Here is an 18085-nt window from a genome sequence, read left to right on the forward strand (position 1 = left end):
GTTATTCAGGCAAAACAATGTAACGTGCAAATATCTCGTCAAGATTAGCTAATAGCCACTGTTTACCATAAATATTCTCTTCTTCTAACACCGATTTTAAAATATCAGGTGTGTAAGCAAGTGACGCTTCATGAGAAAGAGGCCAGTAACTGATATGCCAAGGCTCGTAAGCAATATCACTCTCTTTATGAGTAAAAGGGCGATAAAAGTCATACGCTGACATATTCTCCGTTAACCATTCATTAAGCTCTGCAAAATAGCCACCTTCTTCGTATTCCCAAGGTTCTAATTGTAATGATTGACCTTCAGGTAAGCGAAAAGGATCGTAAATATCAATTTCAGTGCCCCAATGGTGGCGACTTGCGCCGGGCAATGCAGACCATTTTAAAATAGCGAGACAGCGTTCACCTTCTGATAATGCATGAATATCCATTGGCTGGCTTTGGGCATCTAAAACAGGGCGACTACCTTCAAACTTTCCATTCCATATCGCTAATTGGCGATTGAAATCACGAAAAGAGCTAGCTGGCATTAATTTAAAGCCTGCTTTTGTGGCTTGTTGCTGTAACGCTAAAAAAGCCTTCGTGGCATTAAACTGTAAGCGATGCTGACCGGATAAGGTGACTAAATGGTCGGTAGAACGGCCTGTTAGCATTAAAGGCGTTATCATAAAATAAGTTGCTCCATAACTCGCTGATAAATTCGGCTAAGTTGTTGTAAATCGGCCGCATTAACACACTCATTAACTTTATGGATTGTTGCATTAACAGGGCCTAATTCGACAACTTGTGCTCCCATTTGGGCAATAAATCTGCCATCAGAAGTGCCTCCACTGGTGGAGAGTTCTGGCTCTAAATTGGTGTAATGCTTAACGGAGTAGCGTACTGCTTCAAGTAATTTGCCTTGCCCAGTAATAAAAGGCTGACCAGATAACGACCATTCTAATTGGTAGCGAAGTTGGTGCTTTTGTAATAACGCTTCTGTGCGTTGACGAATTTCATCATCCGTAATTGCGGTACTAAAGCGGAAATTAAATTGAATAAACAGCTCACCGGGGATCACATTATTACTGCCTGTACCTGCATGAATATTGGCAATTTGCATAGTGGTGGCTGGGAAAAACTCATTGCCTTCATCCCAAACCGTATTAACAAGTTCTTGGATAAAAGGAGAGGCAAGATGAATAGGATTTTCTGCAAGGTGAGGATAAGCGACATGACCTTGCACACCTTGAATAATTAAATTTGCTGTTATTGAGCCTCGACGACCATTTTTTACCATATCACCTAAATGATGTTGGCTTGAAGGTTCACCCACAAGGCAATAATCAAGGCGTTCGCCACGTGATATTAATGATTGTACAACCTTAACCGTACCATCTGCGGCTTTAGCTTCTTCATCTGATGTAATTAAAAAAGCGAGTCGCCCACGGTGATCAGGATAAGAGCGAACAAAGCGCTCAGCTGCTACAATCATGGCAGCAAGCGAGCCTTTCATGTCTGCCGCTCCGCGCCCATATAGCATACCATCACGAATAGACGGTTCAAAAGGTGGATTATCCCATAAATTAGGATCACCTGTTGGTACAACATCAGTATGGCCAGCAAAAGCCAGTGTTTCACCCTCACCACCACGACAAGCCCAGAGATTTTCAGTTTCACCAAAAGGCATTCTTTCAATAGTAAAACCAAGAGGGGCAAGCCTATCAATAATCAATTGCTGACAACCTTGATCATCAGGGCTGATTGATGGACGCGAAATCAGTTGCTGTGCAAGCTCAATAACAGGACAGGACATAAAAATTAGGCTCCTGTAAAGGTCGAATAATCATTGGTATCAAAACCAACGATAAAACGGTTGTCAGATGACATAAGAATAGGGCGTTTAATAATGGCTGGTTTATCTAACATAAGTGAAATTGCCGAGGTGACATCAGTGATTGCGTTCTTTTCTTCATCGGATAATTGACGCCAAGTTGTTCCTCTTTTATTCACAAGTGTCTGCCAATCTAAATTTTCTGTAAAGGTGCGTAATAATGCTTCCGTCAAACCTTCTTTGCGGTAATCATGAAACGCGTAAGGAATATGATTATCATCTAACCATTTACGCGCTTTTTTGATGGTATCGCAATTTTTTATGCCGTACATGGTATATGTCAGGTTTGTCATGGACATGATATTTTCCTTATATGACAATACGTAATATTAGTATTGATGTGAATGAGTGTTATACAATTCCAAAATAACAGCTTTTGTTGTAGTGAAAAATCCTATTTACATTATAAAATATATCGGATATTAAACTGTCACGTTAGTGTAACGAATTGTGTAGCGTAGAGTAATACAAATACGAATAAAGATTTCCGTTGGTAAAAGAAAATATGAAAAGTATTTCACTGAGTCTTATATTGCTTTTACTCTCTTCTTTTAGCTGGGCTGACGAAGAAAAAGACAGTCCAAAAGTTGATGAGTATAAAATAGCCTTAGAGGCCTTTTTTAACAGTGATTATTTATTGTGTTTGGGCGAAGGGAAATGGCCTGTGTACAGCAATGAAGATGATGCACCATGGGTATTAGAAAGAATGAATGCATTAGTCGAAGCAGGATTGATTGAACAAACCGCAAATGGAGAAGAGTGGGTGTTCAATCTTAGTGAAAAAGGGCGCAAAGCTTGGCAACCTTATCAAGACTTCTGTTATGGTCATCTTTTTATTAGTCAGATAAAAGAAATTCAGCCAATAGGCTCAGGTAAAAGTAAAATTTATTTCTATTATGGAGTGAAAGGTATTCCTTCATGGGCAACGAATGAAGAAATACAATCTGCTTTTAGCGAACTTGATATTGTGATTAATGGGATAAATCGAGAACTGTATCAGTTAAATATCGAAAAATTACCTGATAACCATTTTAAAGTATTGAGTTATCCAGTACCTATTGAGTAATAAATGACTTGATACAGTCTTAAATGGAATATTAAAGCGATATATCTTTTTACCCCGACCTAGTGTCGGGGTAAAACGTTTAGTACTGGTGCTTAATAAGAATAAGACTGGCAGCTAAACGAGAAGTGACTTGCAGTTTCTTTAAAATATTACGAATGTGAACTTTCACTGTTTCTTCAGAAATAAATAAATTCTCAGCAATTTGCTTATTTTTCATTCCAGCAGACACTTCATGAAGAACATCCAACTCTCTTTTAGTCAACGCTGAAAGCGGATCAGAATAGTTTTGCCTAAGCTGAATATATTGCCACACTCGCTCGCTATAAACTGGATGCCCAACAGCAGCTTTGCGTAGGCTAAGTAATAGCATGTCTAACTCACACTCTTTTAAAAGATAACCGTTTGCGCCAGCATCTAATGCAGCGTAAACATCATTACGTGAATCAGAAACAGATAAAACAAGAACATAAGATGTTAAACCAGAGCGACGAAGTGTTCGAATAATATCAATACCTGAACGCCCTTGTAGATTTAAATCCATCATAATTAAGTCTGGATTTAATTGTTTTGCAGCGGTTACAGCCTCTTGAGCATTGCCACTTTCGCTTACTACGACAAAATCCTTGTCTTTTTCTAACAATAGCCGTAATCCATATCTCATGATAGGGTGATCATCCACTATCATAATTGAGTAGCTAGGCATAACCCCTCTCCCTAAAAAAAAATAATAATGTGTGTAATCTTTCCAATAGCAGAAAATAAAAAAGTAAATTCCAAATGAGGAATAAAAATTAGAATCAGACATCTTATTAAAAGAATAAGAAAATAAAATTGACGGTTGGCAATATTACACCAATTATTGTTACGGGTAAAAAAGAAAATAACCAAAAAGACTAACAAAAAATCTAATTCTATAAAATCTTTATAGTTACAATGAGTTGTGCAGGGACGAGGCTATTTTAAAAATAATCAACAAGTGAAAATAGTTATTGTTTTTTTAAACTATATAAAAAATTTAATTATTTTAAATGTTAATTTAATATCTGATAAATAATAAACAACTATTGTCTTTTTTCTGTTCGAGTTTATTACACAGATGAAATTAAATAGGGTTAATAATATACCTATAACTAGGTATTAATTGTTTATAATGAATCTAGTTTACTAATTTGAAAAAAGTGTCGGAGCCGTCATGATTTAACGCCCCATTACCATTATACTAACGAAGCCCTTACCCTATTGATACAAAGGATATGAAGATGGAAGACAAATTAAAACAAAGCGCTCTAGATTTTCATGAATTTCCCGTACCCGGCAAAATCACAGTAACACCGACAAAACCACTCATAACCCAACGTGATTTAGCATTAGCTTATTCACCGGGCGTCGCTGCTCCTTGTTTAGAAATTGCAGCCGATCCTCTTGCCGCTTATCGCTATACAGCCAAAGGTAACCTTGTCGCGGTGATCTCAAATGGTACTGCAGTACTTGGACTTGGAAATATCGGTGCCTTAGCAGGTAAGCCTGTGATGGAAGGTAAAGGCGTTTTGTTTAAGAAGTTTTCTGGCGTTGATGTTTTTGACATTGAAGTTAATGAGACAGATCCTGATAAACTCGTTGATATTATTGCGTCATTAGAGCCAACATTTGGTGGTATTAACCTCGAAGACATTAAAGCACCAGAGTGTTTCTATATTGAGAAAAAACTGCGTGAGAAAATGAACATTCCTGTATTCCATGATGATCAGCATGGTACAGCGATTATTTCTACAGCAGCCATCCTCAATGGCTTACGTATTATTAAAAAAGAGATCAGCAAAGTAAAATTAGTGGTATCAGGAGCTGGTGCCGCATCTATTGCTTGTATGAACTTATTGGTTGCTTTAGGGTTAACACGCGAAAATATCACTGTATGTGACTCTAAAGGGGTTATCTACCGCGGTCGTGAAGCCAATATGGCAGAAACCAAAGCGGCTTATGCGATTGAAGATAACGGTACGCGTACATTAGATGATGTTATTAATAATGCAGACATCTTTTTAGGTTGTTCAGGGCCGGGCGTATTAACGCAAGAAATGGTCAAAAAAATGGCACGCGATCCACTTATTCTCGCGCTTGCAAATCCAGAGCCTGAAATTTTACCACCACTAGCAAAAGCAGTACGTTCAGATGCGATTATCTGTACAGGACGTTCTGACTACCCAAATCAGGTTAATAATGTATTGTGTTTCCCATTCATCTTCCGTGGCGCATTAGACGTTGGTGCGACTACAATTAATGAGGAGATGAAACTCGCTTGTGTTCATGCTATTGCAGAATTAGCGTTAGCAGAACAAAACGAAGAAGTTGCTTCTGCCTATGGTGATCAGGAACTCTCTTTTGGCCCTGAATACATTATTCCAAAACCCTTTGATCCACGTTTGATTGTGAAAATTGCGCCAGCAGTTGCAAAAGCAGCGATGGATTCTGGTGTTGCAACACGCCCAATTGAAGACTTCTCTGCTTATATCGAACACCTCAATGAGTTTGTTTATAAAACGAACTTATTTATGAAACCTATTTTCTCTCAAGCAAAGAAAGAGAAAAAACGTATTGTGTTAGCAGAAGGGGAAGAAAATCGCGTACTGCATGCAACGCAAGAGCTAGTAACATTAGGATTAGCCACACCAATCTTAATTGGTCGCCCTAGTGTGATTGAAATGCGTATTCAGAAATTGGGGTTACATATTAAAGCCGGTAAAGACTTTGAAGTAGTGAATAATGAAAACGACCCACGTTTCAAAGAGTACTGGCAAGAATATCACCAAATCATGAAACGTCGCGGTGTATCACAAGAGCAAGCTCGCCGTGCAATGATTGGTAATCCAACATTGATTGGTGCCATTATGGTTCGCCGAGGTGAAGCGGACGGTCTGATTTGCGGTACAGTAGGTAGTTATTCTGAACATTTTGAAATCTACAAAAATGTGTTTGGCTTACGTGAAGGAATGGAAACTGCGGGGGCAATGAACGCACTATTATTGCCAAGTGGTAACACCTTTATTACAGACACTTATGTCAATGAAGATCCAACCGCAGAACAACTAGCTGATATTACGATTATGGCTGCTGATACTATCCGTCGCTTTGGTATTGAGCCAAAAGCAGCGCTAGTTTCTCGTTCAAGCTTTGGTTCATTCGATAGCCCATCATCAATCAAACTCAGAAAAGCATTAGAGATAATCAAACAACGTGCGCCTGAATTAGAAATTGATGGTGAAATGCACGCAGATGCGGCATTAGTAGAGTCTATTCGCCGTGATGTGATGCCTGATAGCCCATTAAAAGGCTCCGCAAACCTGTTAGTTATGCCAACAATGGAAGCCGCACGTATTAGCTATAACTTATTACGTGTAACTAGCTCTGATGGTGTAACAGTAGGGCCAGTATTAATGGGTGTTGCTAAACCTGCTCACATTTTGACACCAATTGCGTCAGTACGTCGTATCGTGAATATGGTGGCATTAGCTGTTGTTGAAGCTCAGGCACAATCTCAAAACTAATATTACTAATTAGATAGTTACATCTATAAAGCGCCTTTTATCAGGCGCTTTTTTTGTGTCCTTAAAATAGGCATAAAAGCATTAAATGCAAATTAATATGAGAATGATATTGATAATTATTAGTAATGATATTAACCTATTTGTCTAATTAAAATAAGTATATATAACTAACGGGATGATTATGTTTTTCTCAATATCAAAAAGGATCTTACTACTAGTTTCATTAATTAGTCTTTCTGCCTGTCATTCGATAGAAAAACAACCTGCATCAACTATAGATCTGGCAATTATTCAGTCGGCAAATATCATTGATACTCAGACTGGGCAATCCATCACAGCAGATACACTGTTAACACGATTAGCAAGTCAATCACGAGTGATTATTGGTGAAAAACATGACAATACTTATCATCATGATATTGAATATTGGTTAATGACAGAGTTACCTAAAAAACGCCCTCAAGGAGCAGTTTTACTTGAGATGCTAACACCAAGCCAACAATCATTAGTTGATAACACAAAGAAACGTTATTCAGGCTCTGAATACTTACGTGATGAGCGATTAATGGCTGCATTAAAATGGAATTCAGGCTGGCCTTGGAAATGGTATGGCAATATTGTTAAAACAGGACTAAGCGCCAATTATCCTTTGTTAGCCGCCAATATTGATCGCAGTGAAATATCTAGTGCGTATAAAAATCCTCCTATTATTGATGGTGTGCATTCTACTGATACATCCGTTCGCCAACTTATTCAAAAAACAATCGAGCTTTCTCATGGTGGCGAGCTTGATAAAATACAAGCAGAAAAAATGACTGTTATCCAGCAATTGCGTGATCGTGCAATGGCTAAAAGTTTATTAGATGCTCCGACACCTGCACTTTTAATTGCGGGATCTTTTCATGCTACAAAAGTAATGGGCGTACCTTTACATGTTGCTGATTTAGCACCGAATGAAAACGTAACAGTCGTGATTATGACGGAAGAGGAAAGTGATGTTACTTCAGTTCATGCCAATTATCTTTGGATAACACCTGTCGCATTACCTTAATTTATTGATAACACAAATATGCTTATTTCTTCTTGTATGGATCAAATGCCAAAATTTCAGCTTTGTAGTTCTAAAGCCTTAATTTTGGCTATCGGTGTGCATGCTGTTTTTGTTATGGCTTATTTTTATTTCATTAAAGAGAATACGGTATTTATACAAGAGCCAGAATTAGCTGTAATGATGAGCTTAAGTGAAAATGTACAAGCACTAAGTGATGAAAAACAGGTTGTAGGAATCGATCAACAACTGGCGGTAGCGAGTCAAAAAAAGGTAGAGCAAGATATTGCTGAAAAACAGCCTGATCTGATTGTGAATGAAAATGCAGATATCTTGCTAGAAAAACCTAAGAAAAGGGTTAATGTAGAGCAAACAGCTAAAGTGACACCTGTTACATCTCCTGTAAAACCAGCGCCCACAATTAGTGAAAATGTGTCTAGTCAATCAGCACCTTCAAGTAGCCGCTCTGCTGCAAAACAGCAATCTAATGATGTTAGTGCAAATTATGACAGCGATTCAGATAGCTCAGAAAGCGCGTTAGCATTATGGCAAGCTAAAACAAAAGGGCACCTTAATCGCTATAAAGCCTACCCTGAAGAGGCAAAAAGCAAAGGTAGAACGGGTATTTCTAAAGTGCGCTTTTTTGTTGATGAACAAGGTTATGTCATATCGAGTGAGTTAATTCTCAGTAGTGGTGTGCGTTCTTTAGATAGAGAAGCACAAAGAGTACTCAAACGTGCAGAGCCCTTACCTATACCACCAGTAGAGTTACTGACGAAAGGTAAAATAATGGTTGAAATGCCAATTGAGTTTTCTACACTAACGTTCTAACGACAGGTTAAAAGGAAATAAAACGTTATGTTAATCGCAACAAAAAAACGGATGACGTTGAAATTAACGAGTGCGATCATGGCATTGTTAATTTCAGCAACACCTGCATTGGCTCAAAATCAGAAGGACTCCCTAGTGATGCCACCAAAAGCGAATAAAGTACCTCATGTGATGACAGATCATGGAGATACACGTACCGATAATTATTATTGGCTACGAGATGATTCACGCAAAGATCCTAAAGTGCTTGATTATCTGAATGCTGAAAATGCTTATACCGAATCAGTGATGAAAGAAGGTAAAGCCCTTGAAGAAACACTCTTCAATGAGATGGTTAGCCGTATGGCTCAAAACGATGAGTCAGTGCCTTATATTTATAATGGCTATACTTATCGTACAATTTATCAAGAAGGTAAAGATTTCCCTATTTATCAGCGTAAGCCAGTTAATAGTGAAGGTGAATGGGAAGTTCTTGTTGATGGAAACGAACGTGCCAAAGGGCATGAGTTCTATCAATTAGGTGATTTGACCATTAGCCCAGATAACAAACGCATTGCCATTGCAGAAGATAAAGAAGGGCGCAGAAACTACAATGTTGCCTATAAAGATTTATCGGATAACACATGGGAAGAGAATGTGTTAACCAATATCTCAGCAAACTTAGTGTGGGCAAATGATAGCAACACACTGTTTTATGTTGATAAAGATCCGCAAACGCTACTACCTTATCAAATCTATCGCCATCAATATGGCACTGATCGTAAGCAAGATATCAAAATCTTCGAAGAAAACGACGATCGCTTTTATACATGGATGGGTAAAAGTAAATCTGAAGACTATATTTTGGTCTCTATTGAAAGTTCAACCACCTCAGAATCTCGTTTAATTGACGCTAATGCACCAGAAAAACCGATGGTTATCTTCTCTGCACGTCAAGAAGGACGTGAATATGATATCGACCATTTTAATGGTGAGTTCTATATTCGTTCGAATCATGAGAGTGAATTATTTGGTCTTTATAAAACGGCCTCAATTGATAAGCCTTGGGAAACCGTCATTGCACCACAAAAAGATGTCGATTTAGAAGGTTTCGATCTTTTTAATCGCTGGTTGGTGGTTGAAGAAAGAAAGCAAGGTCTAGTGTCATTGCGTCAAATTGATTGGAAAACAGGTCAATCAACCAATGTTACGTTTGACGATCCTGTTTATATGGCATGGTTAGGATTTAATCCTCAAGCAGATAGTGAAGAACTTCGCTTTGGTTATACTTCTATGACCACACCATCTTCAACTTATCAGTGGAATATGCAAACGCACCAAAAGCAACTGCTTAAACAGCAAGAAGTTAAAGGTTTTGAACGCGATCTGTATGAAAGTGAACGTACTTGGGTTAAAGCACAAGACGGTGTTGAAGTTCCAGTATCATTAGTTTATCGCAAAGACTTATTTAAGAAAGGTGAAAACCCTATCTTAATCTATGGTTATGGCTCTTATGGTAGTAGCATTGATCCTTCATTTAGCTCACCTCGTTTAAGTTTGTTAGATAGAGGTTTTGTCTATGCGATTGTGCATGTGCGTGGTGGTGGTGAATTAGGTAAACGCTGGTATAACCAAGGTAAAATGGAACATAAAGTTAATACTTTTACTGACTTTATTGATGCCACTAAATACCTAATTGCTGAAGGTTACGGAGCACCTAAACATGTTTACGCTATGGGTGGCAGTGCGGGTGGTTTATTAATGGGCGCGGTTGTGAATATGGCACCAGAATTATACTGTGGTGTTGTATCTCAAGTTCCATTTGTTGATGTTGTGACAACCATGCTTGATGCTTCAATTCCCTTAACAACAGGGGAATATGAAGAATGGGGAAATCCTGCGGATAAAGACGTTTATTTCCGCCTAAAATCATATAGTCCATACGACAATGTCGTTGCTAAAGCTTATCCTCATTTACTTGTCACAACAGGTTTACATGATTCACAAGTACAATATTGGGAGCCTGCAAAATGGGTTGCTAAATTACGTGAATTAAAAACAGATAATAACCTACTATTACTTGATACTAATATGAGTGCAGGGCATGGTGGTAAATCAGGACGTTTTAATCGCTTACGCGATACTGCAAAAGAATATGCCTTTATTTTGATGTTAGAACAACCTGAAGTCTATTTTAAAGCTCAAAATATAAAATAGAATAAATTGTAATAATAAATAAGTTTAATAAAATTAGCCTGTCTCTCTTTAAGAGAGACAGCGCTATTATTTAAAACGAATATAACAATAATATTTTCTAGTTTAATTACTTTATATAAAGCAGCGTGAGCCTATTTAAATAAAAATAAAGAATAGGTTTATTATGAAATTTACAAGGAAAATACTTAGCACTCTTATTTTATTTTCGAGTGTTAATCATCTTGCCATCGCATCAGAAACTGATAAAGCGGTTCAATTTAGTAGCTTAAAAGTTTCATCAGCACAAAAAGAGACACCAGAACAAAAAGCATTGGGAAAACCGGGTGCTTATAGTTCTATTGGCGAAATTAATAATCTTGAATCTGTTGAACAAGCATTACGATCAACGCCGGGCACGTATACTCAAATGGATGTAAGCCAACCCGGTGTGAGTGTTAATATTCGCGGACTTAGTGGTTTTGGGCGTGTTAATATGATGGTAGATGGTGTTACGCAAACAACATATAGCACATCCCCTAGCCAAATTAGTCATGGTGGCCAGCCATATAATCAATTTAATAGTATGCTTGATCCAAACTTTATTGTTCAAGTTGATATTTCTCGAGGTCAACAAGATGGTGAAAATAGTATCAATGCCTTAGCAGGTAGCGCTAATTTTAAAACTATTGGCATCGAAGATATTTTATTTAAAGGAAATTCATGGGGAGTAAGAAGTAAAGCAGCTGGTGGTACTAATGGGTTAGGTTATAACGGTATGGTCGCTTTTGCAGGACAACGTTCATTATTTAATGATAATGGTACAGCTGGTGCAATGATTGCGTTAAGTGGGCACAAAATAGAATCTTCTTATAAAAATGGTGCCGGTTTTAATAGTGAAGAATTTGCGACTAATAAATATTTTAATCAAAAGCCTCATTCAGAATTAGCAAAAATTAATATTAAACCAAACGATACTCATGAATTAGAATTAAGTGGTCGATTTTATAATAATAATTTTAATCGACGTAAAATTGATGCTAAAGATTATTATGCAAAATATCGCTATACACCATTAAATGATCTTTTTGATAGTGAAGTTCGTTTGAGTCACAGCCAAGCGTCTCAAAAATTTGAAGGTGATTCTTTAATGAGTTTACGTAATGCAAATGCAAAAAATATCTCTGATTCTCTTGTGGTTAAAAATACCAGTCGTTTTAATTATGGTGAAATGGATATGGCATTAACACTTGGCTCTAAATTAATGTCAACAGAATACAAACGTAGTGTTATTGCGCCTTCAACAGATCCGTGGCAAGCAAATAATATGGTTGAAAATAATGCGTTTGCACCACAAGGAAAAAATGATTTAACTAGCTTCTTTTCACAAATGAAATTTGAATACGATATTTATACTCTCGACCTAAATTTAAATTATGTGGATTACAATATAAAAGGGTATAAACCAGCGTGTGCGGCTCGTGATGCATGTTTCCCTGAAGGTGAAATGAATGTAAATCGTCATGATAGAAATTGGGATCCTGGGGTGTTATTTTCCGCTGAAATTATTTCTGAATTTCAACCCTTTGTAAGTTATGCTCATACAATGAGAGCGCCCACCTCACAAGAGATCTTTTTTGCCAATGAAGGTGGGGCTTCAATGAATCCATATTTAAAGAGTGAAAAGGCTGATACATTCCAGCTTGGGTTTAATAGTTACCGTCCAGATTTAATTACCGAAGGTGATAGTTTTCGATTTAAAGGATTATGGTATTACACAAAGGTCAAAAATTATATTTCTAGTGAATCTTTTATCGTGTGTAAAGGAGGGATCCGTTGTAGAGCTGATGATACATTAACATTGGATGATTACGCCAATATGGAAAATGACGGTAATATTAATCTTCATACTAACAGTATCGATCCTGTGGTTTTACGTGGCTATGAGTTACAAGCTAATTATGATGCAGAGGTATTTTACGCTAATCTGTCTTATAGTGATCAACGCACATCACAACCCACATCAATTGCTAGTTTAGATTTTGGACAATCACCAGCTTCTGAGCTTCCTAAATATTATGCCACTATAGATACAGGTATTCGTCTCCTTGATGACCGATCATTAGAACTGGGTACGGTTATTCAAATAACAGGTAAATCACGAAAATCTTCACCAGAAGGCGTTGATTACGATTTAGGTATAGTGCCAACGGTAGAACAAGAAAAAATCCCAACGATAATTGATGTTTATGGGAATTATCAAATTAATAAAAATATCTCACTGAAATTCGCAGTACATAATTTAATGAATAAAAACTATTCTAATGCACTTGATAGAAGTAATTCATCACCAATTATGCAAGATCCGAGTGCTAATACACAAACAGCTCGCGGTAGAAGTTATCTTTTTGCAGGGGAAGTGCGTTTTTAATATAACGTAATGATTATCTTAAAGTACAAATAATAAAAAACGACATCAATATTACTTTGATGTCGTTTTTTTGTATTTATATTGATCTAAGCCATTTGATATGGCTAATCATCATTTTTAGAGGCGGTCTTACGTTTAGCTCTTATCTTTTGTGTTTTAACCACTTCACTGGTGATCCAACCATCTTCAACACGCGTTTTTAGCGGATCGCCCACTTTTACCTGTTTGGTATTTTTCAGCACTTCTCCAGACTCTGTTTCGCTAATACTGTAACCGCGAGAAAGTGTTGCGAGAGGACTCACACTTTCTAAACGAGAACAGCTAATAGCGAATTGTTCACGTTGACGAGATAACTGTTGTGAAATACTTTCTCGCATACGGTAAATCAACTGTTGTTGTTGGCGAAGTAATGCTTGAATTTGGGAACTAGGCTCTTGGTAATTAAGGCGTTTTTGTAGTTGTGTTTGTTGATGTTGTTTGGCTTGCAATAGTCGCTGAAAACTAGAAACTAAACGCTGTTGTGTTGAAGCCAATACATTTTGCTGACGAGCAAGACGTAAATGAGGATGCTGTTGCTGTAAACGATGATGAAGCTGTGTTATTGCGCGTAATTTTTTCGCTAAATAGTAATCCATCGCCATTTCAAGGCGTTGTTGCTGTGATTGCAATTGGCGTAATAGCTCAAGCTTGTTACGGCTGATTAGTTCTGCTGCTGCAGAAGGAGTTGGTGCTCTAAGGTCGGCAATAAAATCAGCTATGGTTACATCAGTTTCATGGCCAACGGCGCTTACAATTGGAATTTCGCTGGCAAAAATAGCACGAGCAACACGTTCATCATTAAATGCCCAGAGATCTTCTAACGAGCCACCGCCACGACCAACAATTAAAACATCACACTCTTTACGACGGTTAGCAAGTTCGATGGCATGAACAATCTGCATAGGCGCTTCAGCACCTTGAACCGCAGTTGGATAGATAAGAACAGGTAAAGAGGGATCTCGACGACGAAGAATATTTAAAATGTCGTGTAGTGCTGCTCCTGTTGATGAAGTGATAACACCAATTTGTTTAGCGGGTGATGGAAGGGGTTTTTTATGAATAGCATCAAATAAACCTTCAGCACTGAGTTTTTGTTTTAATAGCTCAAATTGTTGTTGTAAAAGTCCGTCGCCAGCAGGTTGCATACTCTCAACAATCAATTGGTAATCACCTCTTGGCTCATACAATGTAATTGTTGCACGCACTAAGACTTGCTGACCATGCTGAGGGCGAAAAGTAACTTTAGTATTTTGCCCACGAAACATCGCCGCTCTAATTTGGGCATTAGTATCTTTTAACGTAAAATACCAGTGACCAGAAGAGGGTTGAGTAAAGTTGGAAATTTCAGCGCTGATCCAAATGCGACCCATTTCCATTTCTAATAACTGGCGAACGGTCTTATTTAGACGGCTAACAGTAAAAATATTATTGTTTATCGGTAGTGTCATGTGAGCCAGATCAAATTTTAAAACAAAGACTTAATTGATTGATACTACCTAAGTTAGTGGCAGGATCAATAAAAATTTTGAAAAAAAGCTAGAAGCAACCGATTACGGTGTGTATAATTCCGCGGCAATATTTTCTATTTCCTAAAAGCCGCCTTGGTGAGATATTGCTATGTTACGAATTAAAAAAGAAGCACTTACATTTGATGATGTTTTGTTAGTTCCTGCACACTCCACTGTTCTTCCTAATACTGCCGACTTGTCTACTCAACTGACTGAAACAATCCGCCTAAATGTTCCTATGCTTTCTGCTGCAATGGACACTGTGACTGAAGCGCCTTTAGCTATCGCATTAGCTCAAGAAGGTGGAATTGGTTTTATCCACAAAAACATGTCTATCGAACGTCAAGCTGAAGAAGTTCGTCGTGTGAAAAAACATGAAAGTGGTGTTGTCACGGATCCTATCACCGTAACACCAGAAACTTCTTTACGTGAAGTTCAAGCAATGACTGAACGCAATGGCTTTGCGGGTTACCCGGTTGTGACCAATGACAACGAATTAGTGGGTATTATTACTGGTCGTGATGTTCGTTTTGTTACTGATTTAGACCAACCTGTTACAGCGGTAATGACACCAAAAGAGCGCTTAGTGACTGTACAGGAAGGCGAAGCACGAGATGTTGTCATGCAAAGAATGCATGAAAAACGTGTAGAGAAAGCCTTAGTGGTTGATAACAACTTCCACCTGAAAGGTATGATCACTGTAAAAGACTTCAAGAAAGCAGAACGTAAGCCAAACGCTTGTAAAGACGAACACGGTCGTTTACGTGTTGGTGCTGCTGTTGGTGCGGGTGCAGGTAATGAAGAGCGTGTTGCTGCATTAGTTGCTGCAGGCGTTGACGTTTTACTTATTGACTCATCTCACGGTCATTCTGAAGGTGTATTACAGCGTATTCGTGATACTCGTGCATTATATCCAAATCTACCTATTATTGGTGGCAACGTTGCAACCGCAGAAGGCGCATTAGCACTAGCAGATGCGGGTGTGAGTGCGGTTAAAGTAGGTATTGGCCCAGGCTCAATTTGTACAACACGTATCGTAACCGGTGTTGGTGTACCGCAAATTACCGCTATTGCGGATGCCGTTGAAGCACTGAAAGATCGCAACATTCCTGTTATTGCAGATGGTGGTATTCGTTTCTCTGGCGATATCGCAAAAGCATTAGCAGCAGGTGCAGCTTGCGTTATGGTTGGTTCAATGTTTGCAGGTACTGAAGAATCTCCGGGCGAGATCGAACTGTTCCAAGGCCGTTCTTATAAATCTTATCGTGGCATGGGTTCATTAGGTGCGATGTCTAAAGGTTCATCAGATCGTTACTTCCAAACTGATAATGCAGCAGACAAATTAGTACCAGAAGGTATCGAAGGTCGTGTTGCTTATAAAGGTTTATTGAAAACTATCGTTCATCAACAAATGGGTGGTTTACGCTCATGCATGGGCTTAACAGGCTGCGCAACAATTAAAGATTTGAATACCAAAGCTGAATTTGTTCGTATCAGTGGTGCGGGTATTCAAGAAAGCCATGTCCATGATGTGACCATCACAAAAGAATCTCCTAACTATCGCTTAGGTATGTAATTTATTCCGAGAAAGGCTTGTTTTAGTTATTACTTTGTTTTGATTATAAATTAGCAAGCCTTTCAACTTTATGACTTTATCTGTTTTGGAATTCACCACAAATGACAGCAAATATCCATAATCATCGCATTCTTATCCTTGATTTCGGTTCACAGTATACGCAGCTTATTGCTCGTCGTATTCGTGAAATCGGCGTTTATTGTGAACTCTGGGCATGGGATGTTACAGAAGAACAAATTCGTGAATTTAATCCTAATGGTATTATTCTGTCTGGTGGCCCTGAAAGTACTACTGAAGACAACAGCCCTCGCGCACCAGAATACGTATTCAATGCAGGCGTTCCTGTATTAGGAATTTGTTATGGTATGCAAACGATGTCGATGCAATTAGGTGGCGACGTCGAAGTTTCTGGTGAGCGTGAATTTGGTTATTCACAAGTTGAAATTCGTGAAACTTGCACACTGTTCCGTGATATTCAAGATTCTGTTAGTGAAGATGGTAAACCATTATTAGATGTATGGATGAGCCACGGTGACAAAGTTACTGCTATTCCATCAGATTTTGTAACAGTAGCGAGCACAGAAACTTGCCCATTTGCTATCATGGCGAATGAAGAAAAACGTTTTTATGGTGTTCAATTCCACCCTGAAGTTACACATACCCATCAAGGTTTAGTGATTTTAAAACGTTTTGTTTTAGATATCTGTGGTTGTGATGCGCTATGGACTTCTGCCGCAATTATTGAAGACACGGTTGCTCGTTTAAAAGAGCAAATTGGAGATGATCACGTTATTTTAGCGTTATCAGGTGGTGTTGACTCATCAGTAACTGCATTATTGTTAAACCGTGCGATTGGTAAACGTTTAACCTGTGTATTTGTTGATAACGGCTTATTGCGTCTGAATGAAGCAGAACAAGTGATGGAAATGTTTAAAGGTAAATTTGACCTTAATATTATCCATGTTGAAGCAGAAGATCGCTTCTTGACTGCACTGAAAGGCGAAAGTGATCCAGAGAAAAAACGTAAAATCATTGGTCATTCTTTTATTGAAATTTTCGATGAAGAAGCACTTAAACAGCCACAAGTTAAATGGTTAGCACAGGGCACTATCTATCCTGATGTGATTGAGTCTGCTGCATCTGCAACAGGTAAAGCTCATGTGATTAAATCGCACCATAACGTGGGTGGTCTACCAGACGATATGAAGCTGGGCTTAGTTGAGCCATTAAAAGAGTTGTTTAAAGATGAAGTGCGTAAAATTGGCCTAGAGTTAGGTTTACCTTACGATATGCTTTATCGTCACCCATTCCCGGGCCCAGGTTTAGGGGTTCGCGTATTAGGTGAGATCAAAAAAGAGTACTGTGATTTATTACGTCGTGCTGATGCTATCTTTATCGAAGAACTGCATAAAGCTGATTTATATAACAAAGTAAGCCAAGCATTTACCGTGTTCTTACCTGTGCGTTCAGTGGGTGTTATGGGCGATGGTCGTAAATATGACTGGGTTGTTTCATTACGTGCAGTTGAAACTGTGGACTTTATGACAGCGCATTGGGCACATTTACCATATGACTTCTTAGGTCGCGTTTCTAACCGTATTATCAATGAAGTGGGCGGAATTTCCCGCGTTGTTTATGATATCAGCGGTAAACCACCTGCAACGATTGAGTGGGAGTGAGGCTATTATTTAGCCTATTGTTTTATTTGATTTAGTGAGTGCCATTGATGATATTGGCTGCATTATCAATGGCATTTTTTATGGTTTAAGGCCGACGCTGAACCGAAGATATAGCAAATACCATGTGACCGTATCAGCAAATGCCATGGTATCGACAACCGGGTGCATTGCAGCGCTGTGCTGATGCCATCGATGCTCGCTTTGATCAGAACGGCTCTCTCGACCCATGCCCCAGATCGTTAAATATGCGCCAGAGGAGCACCTCGTGATAGAAATTGTGAACAAGACAGCCGCCACTCGGAATCGAAGTATCCATAT

13 protein-coding genes are annotated in these 18085 nt (G+C 38.5%); 8 read left to right on the forward strand and 5 right to left on the reverse strand.

The features are described 5' to 3' along the window. Position 1: 1 nt before the first annotated feature. Genes GTK47_RS11045 through GTK47_RS11055 form a run of 3 tightly spaced genes read right to left on the reverse strand, consistent with a single transcriptional unit; the run spans position 2 to position 2174 of the window. Complete coding sequence (locus GTK47_RS11045) at positions 2-670, reverse strand: M15 family metallopeptidase (protein ID WP_109393974.1); 669 nt, start codon at positions 668-670, stop codon at positions 2-4. Further along, positions 667-1797 carry a succinyl-diaminopimelate desuccinylase gene (dapE, locus tag GTK47_RS11050; RefSeq protein WP_109393973.1) on the reverse strand — a complete coding sequence of 377 codons (1131 nt, stop codon included), beginning with the start codon at positions 1795-1797 and terminating at the stop codon, positions 667-669. The genes GTK47_RS11045 and dapE overlap by 4 nt, the downstream gene beginning before the upstream one ends. A 5-nt stretch (positions 1798-1802) precedes the next feature. Beyond that, entirely contained in the window at positions 1803-2174 is a 372-nt protein-coding gene (locus GTK47_RS11055) for an ArsC family reductase (protein WP_165123178.1), read from the reverse strand. 206 nt (positions 2175-2380) lie between these two features. Here GTK47_RS11055 and GTK47_RS11060 point away from each other — a divergent pair, with 206 nt between their 5' ends. After that, a complete protein-coding gene (locus tag GTK47_RS11060) occupies positions 2381-2941 on the forward strand; it encodes a hypothetical protein (RefSeq protein ID WP_165123180.1) in 561 nt (186 codons plus the stop codon). Positions 2942-3020: 79 nt separating this feature from the next. Here the strand turns inward: GTK47_RS11060 and GTK47_RS11065 are convergent, their stop codons facing one another. Next, complete coding sequence (locus tag GTK47_RS11065; protein WP_069368881.1) at positions 3021-3644, reverse strand: response regulator; 624 nt, start codon at positions 3642-3644, stop codon at positions 3021-3023. A gap of 556 nt (positions 3645-4200) precedes the next feature. On the opposite strand from GTK47_RS11065, the gene maeB reads away from it, so the two are divergent. From maeB to GTK47_RS11090, 5 genes are all read left to right on the forward strand, one after another. Continuing rightward, a complete protein-coding gene (gene maeB / locus GTK47_RS11070) occupies positions 4201-6483 on the forward strand; it encodes an NADP-dependent oxaloacetate-decarboxylating malate dehydrogenase (RefSeq protein WP_165123182.1) in 2283 nt (760 codons plus the stop codon). A 181-nt stretch (positions 6484-6664) separates the two neighbouring features. Next, positions 6665-7534: a ChaN family lipoprotein gene (locus tag GTK47_RS11075; RefSeq protein WP_165123184.1), complete on the forward strand. Its 870-nt coding sequence runs from the start codon at positions 6665-6667 to the stop codon at positions 7532-7534. Between the two features lie 45 nt (positions 7535-7579). Beyond that, complete coding sequence (locus GTK47_RS11080; RefSeq protein WP_241256013.1) at positions 7580-8362, forward strand: TonB family protein; 783 nt, start codon at positions 7580-7582, stop codon at positions 8360-8362. Between the two features lie 27 nt (positions 8363-8389). Further along, positions 8390-10558 (forward strand): S9 family peptidase, encoded by a 2169-nt coding sequence (locus GTK47_RS11085; protein ID WP_165123188.1) that lies wholly within the window; start codon positions 8390-8392, stop codon positions 10556-10558. A gap of 163 nt (positions 10559-10721) precedes the next feature. Continuing rightward, positions 10722-12965: a TonB-dependent receptor gene (locus tag GTK47_RS11090; protein WP_165123190.1), complete on the forward strand. Its 2244-nt coding sequence runs from the start codon at positions 10722-10724 to the stop codon at positions 12963-12965. A 104-nt stretch (positions 12966-13069) separates the two neighbouring features. Here the strand turns inward: GTK47_RS11090 and xseA are convergent, their stop codons facing one another. Further along, on the reverse strand, positions 13070-14452 hold the full coding sequence (gene xseA / locus GTK47_RS11095) for an exodeoxyribonuclease VII large subunit (protein WP_165123192.1): 1383 nt from the start codon (positions 14450-14452) through the stop codon (positions 13070-13072). Positions 14453-14621: 169 nt separating this feature from the next. Here xseA and guaB point away from each other — a divergent pair, with 169 nt between their 5' ends. Together guaB and guaA are read left to right on the forward strand one after the other, a co-directional pair. Beyond that, positions 14622-16088, forward strand: coding sequence for an IMP dehydrogenase (gene guaB, locus GTK47_RS11100; protein WP_098942516.1), 1467 nt, complete (start codon positions 14622-14624; stop codon positions 16086-16088). Positions 16089-16189: 101 nt separating this feature from the next. Beyond that, on the forward strand, positions 16190-17767 hold the full coding sequence (gene guaA / locus GTK47_RS11105; protein WP_165123194.1) for a glutamine-hydrolyzing GMP synthase: 1578 nt from the start codon (positions 16190-16192) through the stop codon (positions 17765-17767). Positions 17768-18085: the final 318 nt, after the last annotated feature.

The sequence above is a fragment of the Proteus sp. ZN5 genome (genome assembly GCF_011046025.1).
In the GTDB taxonomy this organism is placed as follows: Bacteria; Pseudomonadota; Gammaproteobacteria; order Enterobacterales; family Enterobacteriaceae; genus Proteus.